The organism is Pseudomonas sp. NFACC43, from assembly GCF_900119645.1.
GTDB lineage: Bacteria > Pseudomonadota > Gammaproteobacteria > Pseudomonadales > Pseudomonadaceae > Aquipseudomonas.
The window spans coordinates 295,902-314,328 of record NZ_FPKK01000006.1 but is presented as its reverse complement, the minus strand read 5'-3'; the positions used below and the strand labels follow the sequence as shown (position 1 = coordinate 314,328).

Annotated in this window: 13 protein-coding genes; 9 read left to right on the top strand and 4 right to left on the bottom strand. The window is 64.1% G+C overall.

Annotated features, from left to right (window positions below; translation table 11 throughout):
- Positions 1–396 precede the first annotated feature (396 nt).
- Genes BT179_RS13430 through BT179_RS13415 form a run of 4 tightly spaced genes read left to right on the top strand, consistent with a single transcriptional unit; the run spans position 397 to position 5,114 of the window.
- Positions 397–1,176, top strand: a complete 780-nt coding sequence (locus tag BT179_RS13430; protein WP_072397629.1) for an efflux RND transporter periplasmic adaptor subunit — start codon at positions 397–399, stop codon at positions 1,174–1,176.
- Positions 1,173–2,492 (top strand): efflux RND transporter periplasmic adaptor subunit, encoded by a 1,320-nt coding sequence (locus BT179_RS13425; RefSeq protein WP_072431787.1) that lies wholly within the window; start codon positions 1,173–1,175, stop codon positions 2,490–2,492. Before BT179_RS13430 ends, BT179_RS13425 begins: the two co-directional genes overlap by 4 nt.
- Before the next feature lies 1 nt (position 2,493).
- Entirely contained in the window at positions 2,494–4,590 is a 2,097-nt protein-coding gene (locus BT179_RS13420) for a site-2 protease family protein (protein WP_072431786.1), read from the top strand.
- Between the two features lie 32 nt (positions 4,591–4,622).
- Entirely contained in the window at positions 4,623–5,114 is a 492-nt protein-coding gene (locus BT179_RS13415) for a GNAT family N-acetyltransferase (protein ID WP_072397635.1), read from the top strand.
- Positions 5,115–5,234: 120 nt separating this feature from the next.
- On the opposite strand, the gene BT179_RS13410 is transcribed toward BT179_RS13415, so the two are convergent.
- Both BT179_RS13410 and BT179_RS13405 read right to left on the bottom strand, forming a co-directional pair.
- A complete protein-coding gene (locus BT179_RS13410) occupies positions 5,235–5,546 on the bottom strand; it encodes a DUF6916 family protein (RefSeq protein ID WP_072397637.1) in 312 nt (103 codons plus the stop codon).
- 46 nt (positions 5,547–5,592) lie between these two features.
- Positions 5,593–6,180: a phage tail protein gene (locus tag BT179_RS13405; RefSeq protein WP_072397639.1), complete on the bottom strand. Its 588-nt coding sequence runs from the start codon at positions 6,178–6,180 to the stop codon at positions 5,593–5,595.
- A gap of 311 nt (positions 6,181–6,491) precedes the next feature.
- Between BT179_RS13405 and BT179_RS13400 the strand changes: the two genes are divergently transcribed.
- From BT179_RS13400 to BT179_RS13380, 5 genes are read left to right on the top strand one after another with little or no spacing between them, the layout of a single operon-like run.
- Positions 6,492–7,328 (top strand): sulfotransferase family protein, encoded by an 837-nt coding sequence (locus BT179_RS13400; RefSeq protein WP_053148110.1) that lies wholly within the window; start codon positions 6,492–6,494, stop codon positions 7,326–7,328.
- A gap of 52 nt (positions 7,329–7,380) precedes the next feature.
- Positions 7,381–13,704, top strand: coding sequence for an Ig-like domain-containing protein (locus tag BT179_RS13395; protein ID WP_072431785.1), 6,324 nt, complete (start codon positions 7,381–7,383; stop codon positions 13,702–13,704).
- 42 nt (positions 13,705–13,746) lie between these two features.
- The gene (locus BT179_RS13390) at positions 13,747–15,258 is read left to right on the top strand and encodes a TolC family protein (RefSeq protein ID WP_072397643.1); all 1,512 of its coding nucleotides are present in this window, start codon (positions 13,747–13,749) and stop codon (positions 15,256–15,258) included.
- Between the two features lie 11 nt (positions 15,259–15,269).
- Positions 15,270–16,055: an aspartyl/asparaginyl beta-hydroxylase domain-containing protein gene (locus BT179_RS13385; RefSeq protein ID WP_072431784.1), complete on the top strand. Its 786-nt coding sequence runs from the start codon at positions 15,270–15,272 to the stop codon at positions 16,053–16,055.
- On the top strand, positions 16,043–16,996 hold the full coding sequence (locus BT179_RS13380) for a sulfotransferase family protein (RefSeq protein WP_072397647.1): 954 nt from the start codon (positions 16,043–16,045) through the stop codon (positions 16,994–16,996). The genes BT179_RS13385 and BT179_RS13380 overlap by 13 nt, the downstream gene beginning before the upstream one ends.
- Here the strand turns inward: BT179_RS13380 and BT179_RS13375 are convergent, their stop codons facing one another.
- On the bottom strand, positions 16,997–17,758 hold the full coding sequence (locus tag BT179_RS13375; RefSeq protein ID WP_072431783.1) for a slipin family protein: 762 nt from the start codon (positions 17,756–17,758) through the stop codon (positions 16,997–16,999).
- 1 nt (position 17,759) lies between these two features.
- The gene (locus tag BT179_RS13370; protein WP_072431782.1) at positions 17,760–18,287 is read right to left on the bottom strand and encodes an NfeD family protein; all 528 of its coding nucleotides are present in this window, start codon (positions 18,285–18,287) and stop codon (positions 17,760–17,762) included.
- Between the last annotated feature and the right edge of the window lie 140 nt (positions 18,288–18,427).

The following is an 18,427-nucleotide window of genomic DNA, read 5'->3' as shown; positions in this document are numbered from 1 at the left end:
GTACGGGGTTGAGTGAGACGATCCTAAGTCGAGCGCGCTATGACGTCAACCATAGGCGGGAGTCACCCTGTTCACCGGCGAGCCAGTTTCAAGAGGATTTATATCTTCAGGTCAAATGCTTCTTGGCGGAATCTGTGAATAGCTGTTGCTAGACAGATTTTTCTTGCAGGACGATTCGTTGCTGCAAAAAATCCATCGTCCGTAACCGTTCTGTATGAGAGGACACTCTCGTTTTTTTGTAGGAACAACCCCCCATCGCTGTCAGCAACACCCCCGTAGCTTTGCTGCGGTGCTCTGGCCTTTTTGATACGAGAGATTTCAAACCTCCTGCCGCGATTCCCTTGACGCTTCCCACTGCTGTCGTAGACTCCGCCCATCCGTCAGGGAGTAGCGGTTATGTTGCGTTTGGGTAGTTGGGTAATGGGATTGGCCTTCGTAGCGTGTGGCGTCCAGGCGCAGACGCCTGCAGCGGACGATCCGCTGCTGGAGAACAACGTCACCGCCAGTGCACCGGGTGGCAGCGAGGCGCGGGGGGTGCTTCGGGCGCGGGACCAGGCGGTACTGGCCAGCGAACTGGCCGGGCGTATTGTCGAACTGCCGTTCAGTGAGGGTGAGTCGTTCAAGAAGGGCGATACCCTGGCGCGTTTCGATTGTTCGGCCTATCAGGCCCAGCTCAATGCGGCCCAGGCGGCGAGCCGGGGAGCCAGTGAGGAACTGGCGCATAACCGGCAACTGGCGGCGCTGAAATCGGTGGGGCGTTTCGAAGTGTCGCGGGCTGAAGCCCGGGTCAGCGAGGCTCAGGCGCAGTCCCAGGTGTATCAGGTCCAGGTCAAGCGTTGCAGCGTGATCGCGCCGTTCGATGGCCAGGTGGTGTCGCGCAAGGTGCAGCGTTACGAAAGCGTGGCGGCCGGTGCGCCGTTGCTGGATGTGGTCGACAACCGCACCCTGGAAATCCATCTGCTGATTCCGTCGCGCTGGATGGGCAGGCTCAAGCCTGGCCAGTCGTTCACCTTCGTTCCCGATGAAACCGGCCAGCCGCTGCAAGCGACGGTCAAGCGCCTGGGGGCGCGCATCGACGAGGGCAGCCAGACCTTGCTGCTGGTGGCCAGCCTGCCCGATGCCAGCGGGCTGTTGTCCGGCATGAGCGGCACGGCGCGTTTCGCGGAGCTCAAGTGAACGCGCCGATGATGGGCAGCGCCGAGCAGGTGTTCGCCCGCTTTCTCGACCTGGAGCGCCAGACGCGAGCCGCGCGTACTGCGGCGCAATTGAGCTACAGCCTGGTCAACGATGGCCAGGCGCTGTTCGGGTTTCGCCATGCCGCGCTATTGATCGCGGGCAAGGTGCAGGCGGTGACGGGTGTCAGCGCCGTGGAGCCCAACGCGCCGTTCGTGGCGTTTGTCGAGCAGGCGGTGGCGCAGCTGTTCAAGCAGGGCCTGCTGGACCAGTCCCGGGTGATCGCCGCCGATGGGGTGAGCGAAGCCGTCCGGTCGGACTGGGCAAGCCTGTCGGCCGGACAGGTGTTCTGGTTGCCATTGATCGATCATCAGGGCCAGGTCTTCGGCGGATTGTGGCTGGCCCGTGACCTGCCATGGACTCCCCCCGAACAGGTATTGCTGTCCCAGCTGGGCGATACCTACAGCCATGCCTGGCTCGCGTTGCAACCGCGCAAACCCTGGCGCCTGCGTTGGACGCGCAAGCGCCAGGTCGCATTGGCGGCGGTGCTGTTGCTGGGGTTGCTGATTCCTGTGCGCCAGTCGGTATTGGCGCCGGCCGAGGTGGTGCCTCTGGGTGGACAGGTGGTGGCGGCGCCGCTGGATGGCGTGATCGCCGAGTTCCTGGTCAAGCCCAACCAGACCGTCAAGAACGGCGAGTTGCTGCTGCGCTTTGAAAGCACCAGCCTCAAGGCCCAGGCCGATGTGGCCGAGCGTGCCCTGGGCGTGGCCGAGGCAGAGCTCAAGGCCAATTCCCAACGCTCATTCGCCGATGCCGAATCGAGCTCCAAGATCGATCTGCTGGCCGCCCGCGTCGAACAGAAACGCGCCGAGCGCAACTATGCGGTCGAGTTGCTCAAGCGCAGCGAAGTGCGTGCCGGACGTGACGGCATTGCGGTCTTTCCCGATGCCGAGCGCTGGCTTGGCAAGCCCGTGCAGACCGGTGAGCGGTTGATGGAGATTGCCGACCCGAACCAGGCCGAGTTGCGTATCGAACTGGCGGTGGGCGATGCGATTGAATTGACCCCCGGTGCGCAGGTGGCGCTGTTTCTCGACAGCGATCCGTTGCAGCGGCACCTGGCCTGGCTGGAACGCTCGGCGTACGAAGCGCAACCCACCGCCGCCGGGCAACTGGCGTATCGCCTGGATGCGCGTTTCGATGCGACGGCGCCGCGTATCGGCCTGCGGGGCACGGCGAAGATCTTCGGTGACCGCGCGCCCCTGGCGCTGTACCTGTTGCGGCGGCCCCTGGCCGGCCTGCGCCAGAGCGTAGGCCTGTAGCATGAGCCTGCCGAGCCTGCGGCCGGACCTGCAGCTGTCCCCGGCGGCTCCGGACCCGGACGGGTCCCCTCAATGGACATTGGCCGATCCGGTGCGCGGTCGTTATTTCAAGCTCGGCGCGGCAGCGATGCGCATGCTGCGGCATTGGTCCCTGGGCGATCCGGAGCAGGTGCTGCACGCGGCGAATCGGGAGCCGGGCCTGCCGCTTACCCAGGAGTCGCTGGAGCAACTGCTGGGTTTTCTGCGCGGGCACGACCTGATCAGTGCGATGGATCCGCAACAGCGCGACAGCTACCTGTTCAAGCAGGTCGCCCAGCGCCAGAGCCTCTGGCAGATCCTGCTGCATCAGTACCTGTTTTTCCGCATCCCACTGTGGCGCCCGGATGCCTTTCTCAATCGGGCCTGGCCGTGGCTCGCGCGATTCGGTCCTGGCTTGCTGCGTTATGGCCTGCCCCTGACCCTGGGGCTGGGCATTTTCCTGGTCTCGCGGGACTGGCAGCGGTTCGTGGCGACCTTCCCGCATCTGTTCAGCCTCGGTGGTGCGCTGGCATTCGGCGTAGCGTTGTTGTTCGCCAAGCTGTGCCATGAGTTCGGCCATGCCTTCATGGCCAAGCGAGCCGGGTGTCGTGTGCAAAGCATGGGGGTGGCATTCATGGTGCTGCTGCCGATGTTCTATACCGACGTCAGCGATGCCTGGCGGATCAATGACCGCCGGGCCCGCTTGCTGATCGGTGCCGGCGGGGTCCTGGCGGAGTTGTTACTGGCGTGCATCGCATTGCTGGCCTGGTCGCTGTTGCCCGACGGGCCGGCGCGTACGGCGGCGTTCATGCTGGCCAGTGCCACCTGGATCACCACGCTTCTCATCAACCTGAACCCGTTCATGCGTTTCGACGGTTATTTCCTGCTCAGTGATTTCTGGGCTGTGGATAACCTCCAGGGCCGTGCGTTCGCCCTGTGCCGCTGGCGCCTGCGCGAAGCCTTGTTCGGTTACGGAGCGTCGGCGCCGGAACCCTGGTCGCCGAAGATGCGTCGTCGCTTGCTGGTGTGGGGGTACGGCGCCTGGTTGTGGCGGGCGGCGTTGTTCCTGGGTATCGCCCTGGCGGTCTATCACCTGTTCTTCAAGGTGCTGGGCATTTTCCTGATGATGGTGGAATTGGTGTGGTTCATTTTTATGCCCATCGTGAATGAATGGCGACAATGGTGGAGCCGTCGCGAACAGGCCCATGGTCCACGGGTGCTGCTGACCGGCCTGGTGTTGGCGGGGGTGGTCCTGCTGCTGCTGTTGCCATGGCGCAGCGCCGTGGAAGTGCCGGCCGTGCTGGAGGCCGGTCGCACCAGTGCGTTGCATGCCCCGGTTGCGGCGCGGGTCAGGCAAGTGAATGTGCGCGATGGCCAGACGGTTGCCCAAGGCGATGTCCTGATTGAGCTGGAGTCGCCCGACATGGCCTCGCGCCTGACCATCGTGCGTCGGGAAATCGAAATCCAGCAGCTGCAGATGCGCCGCCAGGCCGGGCGCAGCGAAACCGCCGCCGATGCCGGCATCGTCGAGCAGCAACTGGCCGAGGCGGTGGCCGAATACCGGGGCCTGGTCGCTCAGCGTGAGCGCCTGTCGTTGCGGGCGCCCCATGCCGGCCAGGTCCGCGATCTACTGCCGCAATTGACGGTGGGCCGCTGGCTGGCGCCCACCCAGGCGCTGGCGCGAGTGGTGCAGACCGATTCTCGATTGCGCGGATACCTGACCGAAGCCGAGCTCTGGCGGGTCGAGAGTGGCGCCACGGGGCGGTTCATCGCCGACGATCCAATGCATGGGTCGATTGCCGTGCGCCTGGATGAAATCGACACCAACGGTGCGGCCTGGGTCGAACAACAGGCTTTGACGTCCGACCATCACGGACCGATCGCCGTGCGGCGGGACTCGCAACAGCGGGCCGAGCCGGTGCAGGCGCAATACGGCGTACGCATGAGTGCCATCGAGGATACGAGCGCACCGGTACAACCCCTGCGCGGAGTGGCGGTGTTGCAGGGGCAAGGCGAGTCGGTGCTGGGTGCGGCCTGGCGTCGGTTGGCGGCGCTGGGGGTCAGGGAAAGTGGATTCTAGGGGCTGTGCGAAAAGTCTTGAAAGGAGCGGGCATGGAGTCAGTAGCGGCAGAAGGACTGGTGGTACGGCCGTCGCGGGTCAGCGATGGGCCGTTTCTACAGGCGTTGTACCAGGCGGCGCGACCGGACCTGCAGTGGATCGATGGCGAGGCCGAGCAGGTGCAGCAGGTGATCGCCCAGCAGTACCAGGTACAGGAGCAGGGGCTGGGAGAGCATTTCCCCGATGCCATGCATTACGTGGTGGAAAAGCTCGGTACCGCCATCGGCGCCTTGAGCACCGATTTCGGGCCCAACGAGATCCGAGTGCTGTACCTGGCTTTCATCCCCCAGGCTCGCGGCCAGGGTTACGGTCGTGCGGTGCTGCAGGGGGTGCAGAAAGCCGCGCAACAGATCCGCTGTCCCGTGGCGACGGTGGTCTGGACCAATAATCCCCACGCCCGTCGGCATTACCTGGCACTGGGTTTCGAAGTCCAGGAAAGCAACCTGGCGGCAGAGCGTTTGGTCTGGTATCCGAAAGGCAGCTGAGCAGTTGCTGTCGACTGCGGGGGCGAGCCTGCCGGTGATGAGGGTGGGCCGTTGGACATGGATGCAAACTGACCCTCCGCCATCGCGGGCATGTTCGCTCCCGCAGGGCATCAGCCTCGTTCAGTTGAATGCGATGTGGAAGTAGCCCACCGTCGGATCCCGACCTGCAGCGGGTACCCTCGACACGAACACCCCTTCGAGCGTGCCCAGCCCGGGCATCTCCAGGTCACAGAGTCCATCCACGAACTCGGTGCTTTCCAGACTGTTGAGTTCCACGTTGAACGGCATCCGTTCGGCGTTCGGCATCCTGGCCCGGGGTGTTTCTTGCAGATGTTCGATCCGCACCGGCAAGCGACTGCCGTCCGGCAGGACCAGGCTTCGGGTCTGGCCCAGCAGCGGCTGGAAATGGTGGCTATGAACCTTTTGCAGCATGTCGTCACTCCACAAGGCCGGAGGGCCGTGGCCCTCCGGTGGGTCGTCAGTTGCGGGACGGGAAGATACCTTCGAGGGCGATGCTGAAGTTGATCGCCAGGAATGGGTTCATGATCGGCAGGGGCAAGCCGGCCCCGGCGGGAGAAACCGTACCGCTGACGGTCGTGCTCACGCCCTGCAGCGGCACCGGCGAGGCGCCTATCTGGTCGGAATAGATCGCCGCCGAACCTGGCCCTGTACCCGAGGTGCCGATGAATGAGTTGGTGGCCGTGGGTGTGTTTACCGGATTGCTGGCCGGGTTCGCCAGTTGCAGGGTGGTCGAGGCGGTAAGGCCGGTGAGTGCATGGGTGTGGGCAGGCAGGTTGTTCAGCGTCGGGGTGACGTTTTCGGTGCCGGAGACCTCACCGATCACACGGGGAGTCAGGCCCAGGCCGTTGCCCATGCCCATGAGCATGCGCCCTTGCAGGTTGGGCAGCATGAAAGTGGTCTGGCCGTTGCCCCCGTAAGTCACGCCAAGCAAGGAAAACAGCGCCGAGTTTTGCGCGATGCCGATGGTCTGCCCGTTGCACAGCGCCCAGCCACGGGGGGCGAAATTAAAGGCGAACGGCTGGATGGTGCCCATGAATACTTCCATAAAATCCTCATCCCTCAGGTTATTGGTCTGGCGGTACCTGGCGGATACGACGAGTAAGATGCGATCAGTCCGACTCCTCACTTCCAGGCCTGGTCACGCACGGCTGAGCGTAGACGGGGATGTTTCGTTCTGCCGGAGCAAGGCGCTGAAAAAAGCGGCCGTGCGGCTTAAACGATTCAGGTTTGCCAGCGTTCCCTACCGTCCATCTTTTTTACGGTTTCAGGTGAATTTGATATCAAAGTACTACTAGGCGGCATTTGTTTCCTCGGCTACGCTTTGCGCTACAAAGGGACTACAAATGGTGAAGGGATTTGTCGCAGTTTCACTTTATCTCCGGCCTGCCACGCTCGGGCTCGACCCTCCTCTCCGCGATTCTGCTGCAGAATCCGCGTTTTCATGCCGGCATGACCAGTCCCGTCGGTTCACTGTTCAGTGGCGTCCTGCAGCAATGCAGCGCTGGCAGTGAGTTTGGTTCGGTGATCGACACCGAGCAGCGTCGGCGTCTGTTGCGTGGACTGTTCGACTCGTACTACGCCGACAAGGCCGACAAGCCTGTCATCTTCGATACCAACCGCCATTGGTGCGCCCGGCTGCCGGCCCTGCAGGATCTTTTCCCTCAGGCCAAGACCATCGCGTGCGTGCGCAATGTCGCCTGGATTCTCGACAGCCTGGAGCGGCTCTATCGCGCCAACCCGTTCGAGAACACCAAGCTGTTCAACGACGATGACGAGCGCAACACCGTCTACAGCCGCTGCGAAACCCTGGCCCAGCGTAATCGCCTGGTGGGGTTTGCCTGGACAGCGCTCAAGGAAGCCTATTACGGGGAAAACGCCGAATCGCTGCTGATCGTCGATTACGACCTGCTGAGCCAGGCCCCCGAGCGGGTGATGCGGCTGGTCTACGAATTCATCGGCGAGCCGTGGTTCGAGCACGATTTCAACCACTTGACCTACGACGCGCCGGCCTTCGACCAGGCCCTGGGCGTGGCCGGGCTGCACAAGGTCAAGCCCAGGGTCGCGCCGCAGGCCCGGCGTACGCTGCTGCCGCCGGATCTGTTTGAAAAGTATGCCGAGTTGTCGTTCTGGCGCGACGGGTCCGCCAGCGCTGCCAATGTCATTCGTGTGAAAACCGACGCCGCGATCAGCTGATCGCGGTTTTCTTCATTCGCGTATTCAAGAAGTTCGAGTCCAGGTGATCGTCATGTGGTGGAGCAAAGGTAAATCGCGGGTAACCGAGGGTGCACAGGCCCTGGCATCGCCAATGATCATGTCCCTGGAGCCGCGAATGCTGTTCGACGGCGCGGTGGCCGCCACCGTGGCCGACGCGGCGCAGCCGGACGCCCAGCCCACGGCCGAAGCCGCCAAGACGCCCACCGCCGACCAGTCGGCCGATAGCAGCCATGCGCCCCAGGGCCAGGTGGATGCCACCCAGGCCGCCGTTCCGGGCAAGTCAGTGGTGTTTGTCGATTCTCGGGTCAAGGATGCCGCCAACCTGCTGCAAGGCGTGGCGCCCGGCACCCAGGTGGTGCAGCTGGATGCCGGCAAGGATGGCCTGCAACAGATCGCCGATTACCTGGACACCCACCAGGGCATCAGCTCGGTGCAGATCATCGCCCACGGTAATGCCGGGGACTTGTGGCTGGGCAACAGCTACCTGTCGGCGGATAACGTCCAGGCCCGCAGCGAAGTGCTGGCGCAGATCGGCCAGGACATGAATGTTGGCGGCGATATCCTGATCTATGGCTGCTACACCGCCGAAGGTGATCGCGGCCTGAGCCTGGTGGATTCCCTGGCGCAGTTGACCGGCCGCGACGTGGCGGCATCCAACGACCGCACGGGCCTGGGCGGTGACTGGGACCTGGAAATCGCCACCGGCAACATCGAAAGCGCCAATGTGCTGTCGGCCAAGGCCATGAGCGAATACCAGTGGGGCCTAGCCACCTGGACCGCCACCAACAACGCCAATTCCGGCGTGGGCTCCTTGCGCGCGGCCTTGGGTTCTGCGCAGAACGGCGACATCGTCACCTTCAACAGCAGCATGACCGTCGCCCTGACCCAGGTACTGGTGGTGAACAGGAACGTCACCATCGATGGCGACCTCAACAATGACAACGTTGCCGATGTCACCCTGGATGGCCAGTTCCGTACCCAGGTCATCAGCGTGACGTCTGGTACCACGGCCACCCTCGACGGCCTGGTGATTACCCGTGGCATCGTCTCGGGCAATGGTGGTAATGGCGGCGACGATGCGCTGGTGGCCAAGGGCGGCGGGATCTACAACGCCGGCACCTTGACCCTGCGTAACGTCACGGTCACTGCCAACGTGGCGGCAGGCGGCGGTGGCGGTGGCGGTGTGACGCCGGAATACGCCGGTGGCGGCGGCGGTGGCGGCGGCGCGGTCGGCGGAGGGATCGGCGGTCGCGGTGGCGATACGCTCAATTCCTCGGGCTCCCTTGGCTCGACCAACCAGGGCGGTGCCGGTGGTGGCTTCTTCAATATCGGCGGCCGTGGCGGCTCTTCTACCGGCGGTGCCGGCGGCGCTGCCTATCCCGGCTACAGCACCGGTTCTGCCGGTGGCTCGGCCTCCAGCGCCGGGTTGTCCATTGGTGGTGGTGGCGGCGGCGACGGTTATAACGACATCGGCGGTGCCGGCGGTGGCGCGGTCGGCGGTATCTACAACGACACCGGCGCGACCCTGCGGATCATCGGCAACTCGGTCATCTCCAACAACGTCGGCGCAGGCGGCGGTGGTGGCGGTGGTGGTGCCGGCGGGGGCTACACCCAGGCGGGCGGCGCGGGCGGCGTCGGTGTCGGCGCGATCTGGAACAGGGGGGCGGTGCTGATCACCGCTGCCAACTTCGCGGCGATGAGCGGCAACGCCGGCGGCAGCGGCATTGGCGGGACGAGTGCCGGCACGGCCGGTGTCACTCCGGCGTCGGTGGCCAATGTCTATGGCGACGGCGGTACCATCAATACCAACTATGTACCGGACGAAACCCCACCTACCGCGACCATCGTGGTCGCTAACACCAGCTTGAACTCCGGCGCCACGTCGCTGGTGACCATCACCTTCTCCGAAGCCGTGACGGGCCTGAGCGCCTCGGACCTGACGGTGCAGAACGGCACCATCGGTACGCTGACCAGCGGCGACGGCGGTGTCACCTGGACCGGCACCCTGACCGCGGCCAGCAACATCACCGATACCACCAACCTCATCACCCTGAACAACACCGGGGTCTCGGACCTGGCCGGCAACGCCGGCGTGGGCACCACCGATTCGAACAACTACGCGGTCAACGACACCGTGCTTCCCACCGCTTCCATCGTGGTGTCCGACACCGCACTCAGGGCCGGTGAAACCTCCCTGGTGACCATCACCTTCAGCGAAGCGGTAACCGGTCTCACCACGGCCGACCTGACGGTCGCCAACGGCACGCTCACCGGCCTGAGCAGTGCCGACGGCGGTATCACCTGGACGGCCACCCTGACCCCGGACGCCAGCGTCACCGACACCAGCAACCTGGTGACCCTGGACAATACCGGCGTTGCCGACCTGTCCGGCAACGCGGGTACGGGAACGACCAACTCGAACAACTATGCCATCGACACCGCCCGTCCAACCGCCACTATCGTGGTGACGGATACAGCGCTGAGCGTCGGTGAAACTTCCCTGGTGACCATTACCTTCAGCGAGGCCGTGACCGGCTTCACCACCGCCGACCTGACCGTCGCCAACGGCACGATAACCGGCCTGAGCAGCAGCGATGGCGGCATCACCTGGACCGGGACATTGACCCCGAGCGCCAGCATCAGCGACACCACTAACCTGGTCTCGTTGAACAGTGGCAGCATTGCCGACCTGTCCGGAAACGTGAATACCGGCACGACCGATTCCAACAACTATGCGATCGATACGCTGCGCCCGACGGCTACCATCGTGGTGGCCGATACGGCGCTGAGCGCCGGCGAAACGTCCCTGGTGACCATCACCTTCAGCGAGGCCGTGACCGGTTTCACCCTGGCGGACCTGACCGTTGCCAACGGCTCCCTGAGTGGCCTGAGCAGCAGCGATGGCGGCATCACCTGGACCGCTACCCTGACGCCGAGCTCCAGTATCAGCGACGCGACCAACCTGGTCGTGCTGGCCAATACCGGGGTGCTGGACCTGGCAGGCAACGCCGGCACCGGTACCACCAGCTCCAACAACTATGCCGTCGACACCCAGCGTCCGACCGCTACCATCGTCGTGGCCGACAACGCCTTGAGGATCGGTGAAACCTCCCTGGTGACCATCACCTTCAACGAAGCCGTGACCGGCTTCACCGCCGCCGACCTGACGGTCACCAACGGCACGCTCATCGGCTTGAGCAGCGGCGATGGCGGTATTACCTGGACCGCGACCTTCACGCCGGCGACCAACATCACGGACACCTCCAACCTCATCACCCTGGACAACACCGGTGTGAGCGATGCGGCGGGCAACGCCGGCAGCGGAACCACCGACTCCAACAACTACGCCATCGACACCCAGCGACCCACCGCAAACATCGTGGTGGCCGACAACACCCTGGGCGCGGGCGAAACCTCGGTGGTCACCATCACGTTCAGCGAGGCGGTGACCGGTTTCACCCTGGCGGACCTGACCGTTGCCAACGGCAGCCTGAGCGGGCTGAGCACCAGCGACAACATCACCTACACCGCCACTTTCACACCGTCGGTCGGTGTTTCCGACGCCAGCAACCTGATTACCCTGGGCAACTCCGGCGTCACGGACGTGGCGGGCAACGCCGGCAGCGGCAGCACCGATTCCAACAACTACGTCGTCGATACGCTGCGTCCCACCGCCACCATCGTGGTTGCGGACACCTCGCTGAGTGTCGGCGAAACCTCGCTGGTGACCATCACCTTCAGCGAGGCGGTAAGCGGCTTCGACAATTCGGACCTGACCGTGACCAACGGTACCCTGAGCGCGGTCAGCAGCAGCGACGGCGGCATCACCTGGACCGCCACCTTCACGCCCGCCCTCGGGGTCGTCGACGCCAGCAACGTCATCGTACTGGCCAATACCGGCGTCAGCGACGCGGCGGGCAACACCGGTACCGGTACCACCAATTCGAACAACTACCAGGTCGACACCAACGTGCCGACGGCGACCGTGGTCATCGCCGACTCGTCGCTGAGCATCGGTGAAACCACGACGGTGACCATCACCTTCAATGAAGCGGTGAATGGGTTCGACAACAGCGACCTGACGATCCGCAACGGGACGCTGAGCAATGTCTCGTCCATTGATGGAGGCGTTACCTGGACGGCGACATTCACCCCGAGTGTCGGTATCTCCGATACCAGCAACGTCATCACCCTGGACAACACCGGGGTGCGCAATGGCGCGAACAACGCCGGCGTGGGCACCACCGACTCCAACAACTATGCGGTCGATACCGTGCGTCCCACCGCGACCATCGTGGTGGCCGACACGGCCATCGCCGCTGGCGAAACCTCGCTGGTGACCATCACCTTCAGCGAGGCGGTGGCCGGCTTCACCAGCGCCGACCTGACAGTCGCCAACGGCACGCTCACCGGGCTGAGCACCAGCGATGGCGGCATTACCTGGACCGCCACCTTCACACCCACCAACGGGGTCACCGACACCAGCAACATCATCACCCTCGCCAATGGCGGCATTGCCGACCTGGCGGGCAACGTCGGCAGCGGCACGACCAATTCCAACAGCTACAGTGTCGACAGCCTTCGCCCCACGGCCACTGTCGTGCTGAGCGACTCGACGCTGAGGCCCGGGGAAACCGCCCAGGTGACTATCACCTTCAGTGAGGCGGTGACGGGCTTGAGCAATGACGACCTGAGCGTTGCCAACGGTACCCTGAGTGCCGTCAGCAGCAGCGACGGCGGTCTGACCTGGACGGCTACCTTCACACCGACGGTGGGTGTGAGCGATGCCACCAACCTCATCACCCTGGACAACAGCGGGGTGAGCGACGCCGCCGGCAACGCCGGGGCCGGTACGACCAATTCGGCCAACTATGCAGTCGAGACCCGACTGCCTACCGCTACGGTCGTCGTGGCTGACAATGCCCTCAAGGCCGGGGAGACGTCGTTGGTGACCATCACGTTCTCGGAGGCGGTGAGCGGTTTCGACAACAGCGACCTGAGCGTGAGCAACGGCACCTTGAGCAACGTGTCATCGACCGACGGCGGCGTGACCTGGACGGCCACCTTCACGCCGGGCACCAATGTCAGCGACACCAGCAACCTCATCAGCCTGGACACCAGCGGCGTGACCAACGTGTCGGGCAACAGTGGTGCTGGCGTGGTGGACTCCAATAACTATGCGATCGACACCGTGCGTCCGGGCGCGACCATCGTGGTGAGCGACAGCACCCTGGGCATCGGCCAGACCACCACCGTGACCATCAGCTTCACCGAGGCGGTGACCGGGTTCGACCTGTCGGACCTCAGCGTCGCCAACGGTGTGCTGTCCAACCTGGCCAGCAGCGATGGCGGCCTGACCTGGACCGCGACCCTGACGCCGACGGCGGGTGTCAGCGACACCACCAACCTGATCCTGCTGGACGCCAGCACCGTGCAGGATGTCGCTGGCAACGCGGGGGTTGGCATTGCCATCTCCGGCAACTACGCACTCGACGCCACCCGGCCGACCGCGACCATCGTCGTTGCCAACCCGAGCCTGGGTGTTGGCCAGACTACCCAGGTGACCTTCACCTTCAGCGAGGCGGTGACCGATTTCGACCTGTCGGACCTCAGCGTCACCAACGGTGAACTGAGCAACCTGACCACCACCGACGGTGGCAGGACCTGGACCGCGACGTTCACCCCGACGGTGAACCTGACCGATCCGAGCAACTTCATCGCCCTGGACACCAGCAACGTCACCGACCTGGCGGGTAACGCCGGATCCAGCGTGGCGGTGTCCAACAACTATGCCATCGACACCGTGGTGCCCAACGACGTGAAGCCGCCGCCGGAATTCCTGACGACGGATCCCGTGACGGTCATCCCGGTCTCCGAGGTGCCGTTGCAGCCGATAGTCTTCACACCGCCAACGGGGGACCTGGGTTCGCCGCTGGGCTTCCCGCCTTTGTTCGAACAACGGGACGTGGGCGGCGGCCTGCGGCCCATCGGCGATATCTTCATCAACCGTGGGGCGCTGGCGCCAAGCTACATCGCCCAGGTCTTCGGCAACGATGCTACGGGTGACGGTTCGGGCCAGGGCTTCCTCGGTTTTGGCGGAGGGGATGGCGGAGTCTTTGGCAGCAGCACCCTGTCGAGCCTGTTCAACCAGGATTCGGGGGCCGAAGGCGAGTCGATGGACGCCTTCGACGACCGCTCCATGCAGGGCGGTGATGTGTCCCAGGGCGTGCGAGGGGTATTTGGCGCTCCGACCCTGGGTCAGCAGCTGCAGCAGATCAAAGACACTGAACAGCGTCAGGTCGACAGCCTGGCGAAGGCTTTGCAACAGGTCGGCATCAGCCAGGTACCGGCCTGAACAACTTAAAAAAATGAGCGGCAGCCAGGGGCAATCCAGGGAATGAATAGAAGTCAGAAGTTATTCGGTATGAGTCTGCTGGCATTGGTGGTCAGCGGGTGTGCGGTGACCAGCGAGCCGATCGATCGCAGTGTCAGCGAGGAACGCGCCAGGACCGATCGGCAGAATATGTACAAGGATCAGGAGCCTCTCAACGGCCCGTTGACCTTGCACCAGGCCATGGCCCGGGCGGTGAAGTACAACCTGGAAGGCCGATTGAAGGTCATGGAGGAAGCCCTGGCCAAGCGACAGCTGGACCTGGCCAGTTTCGACATGCTGCCGCGCATGGCCCTGGACGCCGGCTACGTAGGGCGCAATAACGTCAACGCCTCCAGCAGCCAGAGCGTGGAGACCGGTACCCAGTCCCTGGAGCCGTCGACTTCCCAGGACCGCGATCGCGAAGTGGCCGACCTCACCATGGTCTGGAACGTGCTCGATTTTGGCGTCAGCTACATCAGCGCCAAGCAGGCCGGCGACCAGCGCCTGATCGTGCAGGAGCGCCGGCGCAAGGTGATCAACACCATCGTCCAGGACGTGCGTTCGGCCTATTGGCGCGCCATGGCTGCCGAGCGCCTGCTCAAGCAGATCGACAGCCTGATGGCTCGGGTGGAGGCTGCGCGCAACAACAGCCAGAGCATGAGCGAACAGCGCATCGGTGACCCGGTGCAGGCCCTGGGGTACCAGCGTTCGCTGATCCAGGCGACTCGCCAGCTCGAAGAACAACGGCGGGCGTTGTCCCTGGCCAAGACCGAACTGGCGACCCTGATCAATCTGCCGCTGGGCACCGAACTGACCCTGGCAACTCCGGATCAGTACGAGATCCCCGAACTCAAGGTCGACATGGCCCGGCTGGAACAGGAAGCCCTGGCCAGCCGTCCTGAACTGCGCGAGCAGGATTACCAGACGCGCATTACCGCTGCCGAGACCCGCAAGGCCATGCTGCGCCTGTTGCCGGGGCTGGAGTTCTCCGCGGGCGGGCACTACGACAGCAACTCGTTTCTGGTGGAGCAGGGCTGGGCAGACTATGGCGTGAAGGTCACCTGGAACCTGTTCAATGTGATCTCCGCCCCGGCGGCCATCGATGTGGCCAAGGCCGGTGAAGAAGTGGCGGCGGCGCGGCGTCAGGCCATGTCGATCGCCGTGCTGGCGCAACTGTATGTCGCCAATGCCAACTACCGCGATGCACTGCGTCAGTTCAAGACCAACCAGCAACTGTCGGATATCGATGGACAAATCGTCGGGCAGTTGCGCAGCCGTCATCAGGCCGCCGGCATCGGCGAGCTGGACCTGATCCAGGGTGAGCTCAACACCTTGCAGGCCGATCTGCGGCGGGACCTGTCCTATGCCGATCTGCGCAACGCCTATGGCCAGATCTTCGCCAGTGCCGGTCTCGACCCGTTGCCTGACGAAGTACAGTCGACCCAGGTGCAGTCGATCGCCACGGCGCTGGCCAACCGTGAAGCGGCCTGGGCCCAGGGCGATATCACGGTGCCAAGGACGGCGGCAGCGCACTGACAGGTAGCGTCATGGCGCGCCCGGCTTTTTCCCGGCTGCCGGTGGCCGTGAACCTGCCCTTGCTGTTGCAAGCGTTGGCGGCCATTGAGGAAGAGCGCTGGCAGGGGCATTTCAACAGCGCCTATTACAAGGGTGACTGGAGCGGCGTGGCGCTGATTTCAGCGGCCGATGCCCTGACCGAACTGGCGCCCGGCCGTGGCCAGCCCTTGTGTCGCCTGCCTTGGTCAAGGGATGGACGCTGGCAGAAGGCGTTGCGTGACTGGCCCCTGGACATCGCCGCGGCCCGGCTGTTGCGCCTGGGGCCCGGCGCACAGATCCATGAACACCGTGACTACGATCTGGGTGGGCCGGACGGCGACCTGCGCCTGCACGTGCCGTTGCTCAGTCCGCCTGAAGTGGACTTCTGGCTGGATGGACAACGTATCCCCATGACCGCCGGTGAGTGCTGGTATCTCGATTTGTCACGACCCCATCGCGTCGACAATCGAGATACGCTGCCACGCGTTCATCTGGTACTCGACTGCCGGCCTGGCCCCTGGCTGGAACAGCTGATATGCGAAGGGCTGCCCACCACGCCGGCCGCTCGCGGCGGGCAGAGCGATTTCATGCGTTTTCAACGGCAAGTGGAAGCCGATCCCCAACTCGCCCGTACCTTGCAGGGCCTGCAGGAGGTGGAGGCCTTCATCGACTGCGCCTTGGAGGCGGGGGCCCGGCAGGGGCTGCATTTCACTCGCGAGGAACTGCGCACGGCCATGCGCGACGGACGTCGCCAATGGAGTGAGCAATGGAAGGCTTGAACCTGGAGGGTTGGCTGCCGATCCGCGTGTGGCAGGAGGGCGGGCAGTGGCGGGTCGATTGGTGCTGGTTCGGTGACCGACGGTTGTCGCAACCGTTTTTCGGCGACGCGGTGGAAGACGCCCTGCGCCTGCCCTTCAACCAGGCGTTTCGTCGCCAGACGCCCTTGGGCAGCCTTGAGCATTGGCAACGGCAAAGCCCTGGCCTTGAACCCGACGTGTTCATTTTCCATGCCTCGCGCTGTGGCTCGACTTTGATCAGCCAGATGCTGGCGCAACTGGACGACCATATCGTCATCTGCGAAGCGCCGCCCCTGGACAGCCTGCTGCGTAGCGACTTGCCCCACACCGAACGCTGTGCGGCACTCAAGGGGCTGCTTTCGGCTTATGGACAACGCCGCCGAGGTGTCGAGCGACGCCTGGTGATCAAGCTCGACGCCTGGAATATCGGTGAGTTGCCGTTGTTGCGCCAGTGCTTCGCCGATACGCCTTGGCTGTTCGTGTACCGCGATCCCGTGGAGATCGCCGTCTCCCATCTGCGTCGTCCCGGCATGCACATGGTCCCGGGGATGATCGGCGCCAGCGTGCTGGACGATGGGCGGCCCTTCGCAGGCTCCGAGGACTTCGTTTCGCGTCGGCTGGGACGGCTATTGCAAGCGGGGCTGGAGCATTGCCAGGCCTTTTCCGGCAGACCGGTCAACTACAGCGAGCTGCCCGAGGCGATGGCGGGCAGGCTGGCGACGCTTTTTTGCCTCGATGAGGCCCAGTCCCGGCAAGCGTTCAGCGCGGCGGGGCGGCATGCCAAGCAGCCGGTGCAGGCATTTACCGGCGACAGCGAGGACAAGCGCCGGGAGGCTTCGCCGATGCTGCGTGAACGTGTGCTGCAATGGGCCCATGGGCCGTATGAAGCCCTGGAAGCGCTGCGCAGCCAACGGACAGACTGATCAGGGTTTGGTCGGCGACAAATCCGCCATTCCCTTGAGCAATTCGATGGGCAACGGAAAAACGATGGTGGAGCTTTTGTCTCCGGCAATGGAACTGAGCGTCTGCATGTAGCGCAGTTGCATGGCGCCTGGCTGGCGCCCGAGCATTTCAGCGGCCTGCATGAGCTTCTCCGACGCCTGCAGTTCGCCTTCGGCGTGGATCACCTTGGCTCGTCGCTCCCGTTCGGCCTCGGTCTGCCGGGCGATGGCGCGGATCATCGATTCATTGAGGTCCACATGCTTGATCTCGACGTTCGCCACCTTGATGCCCCAGGCATCGGTCTGGGCGTCCAGCACTTGCTGGATGTCGCCGTTCAATTGCTCGCGTTCGGCCAGCAGCTGGTCCAGGTCGTGCTTGCCGAGGACGGCGCGCAGGGTGGTCTGCGCCAATTGACTGGTGGCCATGAGGTAGTTTTCCACCTGGATGATTGCCTTCTGCGGGTCGAGGACGCGGAAATACAACACCGCATTGACCTTCACCGAGACGTTGTCGCGGGTGATCACGTCCTGGGGCGGTACGTCGAGCACGATGGTGCGCAGGTCGACACGAATCATCTGCTGTACCACCGGGATCAGCAGGATCAGCCCCGGTCCCTTGACCTGCCAGAAGCGCCCGAGCTGGAACACCACCGCGCGTTCATACTCACGCAGGATCCGGAATGTCGATGCCGCCAGTGCGATCAGTATCAGCAGCAGTAGTGCAAAACCGATTTGCATACCCATCTCATGCTCCTTGTGAATCAGCGGGGGCCACTTCCAGCAACAGGCCCTTGCGGGCGGTCACCCGCACGGCTTGCCCAGCTCGCATCGGTGTCGCGCATGCCACCTGCCAGCGCTCGCCTTCCAGCCAGACCCAGCCATGGTGAGGGTTGCCGGCCTGGAGCCCGGTGATCGTGGTGACGCTCCCCAACAAGGCGGCATCGCCGCTGACGGCCCGGCGCGGCCGGGTTTTCAAGGCGCGAATCAGCAGGGCGACCAGCAACAAGCCGCTGGCCAGGCCCAGTCCGATCATCAAGGGAGCAGGCACATGGGTATCGGTCAGGATGATTGCGCCGACGACACACAAAATGATGCCGCCCAGCCCGGCGACGCCGTAGTTGGGCAAGGCTGCCTCGGCGATCAGCAATCCCACGCCCAGGGCAATCAGCCAGAAAACCACGGTGTCGGCAGCGGCCAGCGTAAAGCCTTCGCTTGCGAGGGCCGGACCGCCCAGGGTCAGTAGCAGTGCGACCGTCAAGCCGCGAATGTTCACTGGAACCTCCGCATTGCATGCGTGGTGACGTTACCTTGAGTCTAGTCGAGCCGGGGGCTGAATGAATTTTGATCAGTTCGACGGTGATGCAACGGGCTAGACTCTGTACGGAAAGTCTTGAAACGTGAGGCACGTTTTCA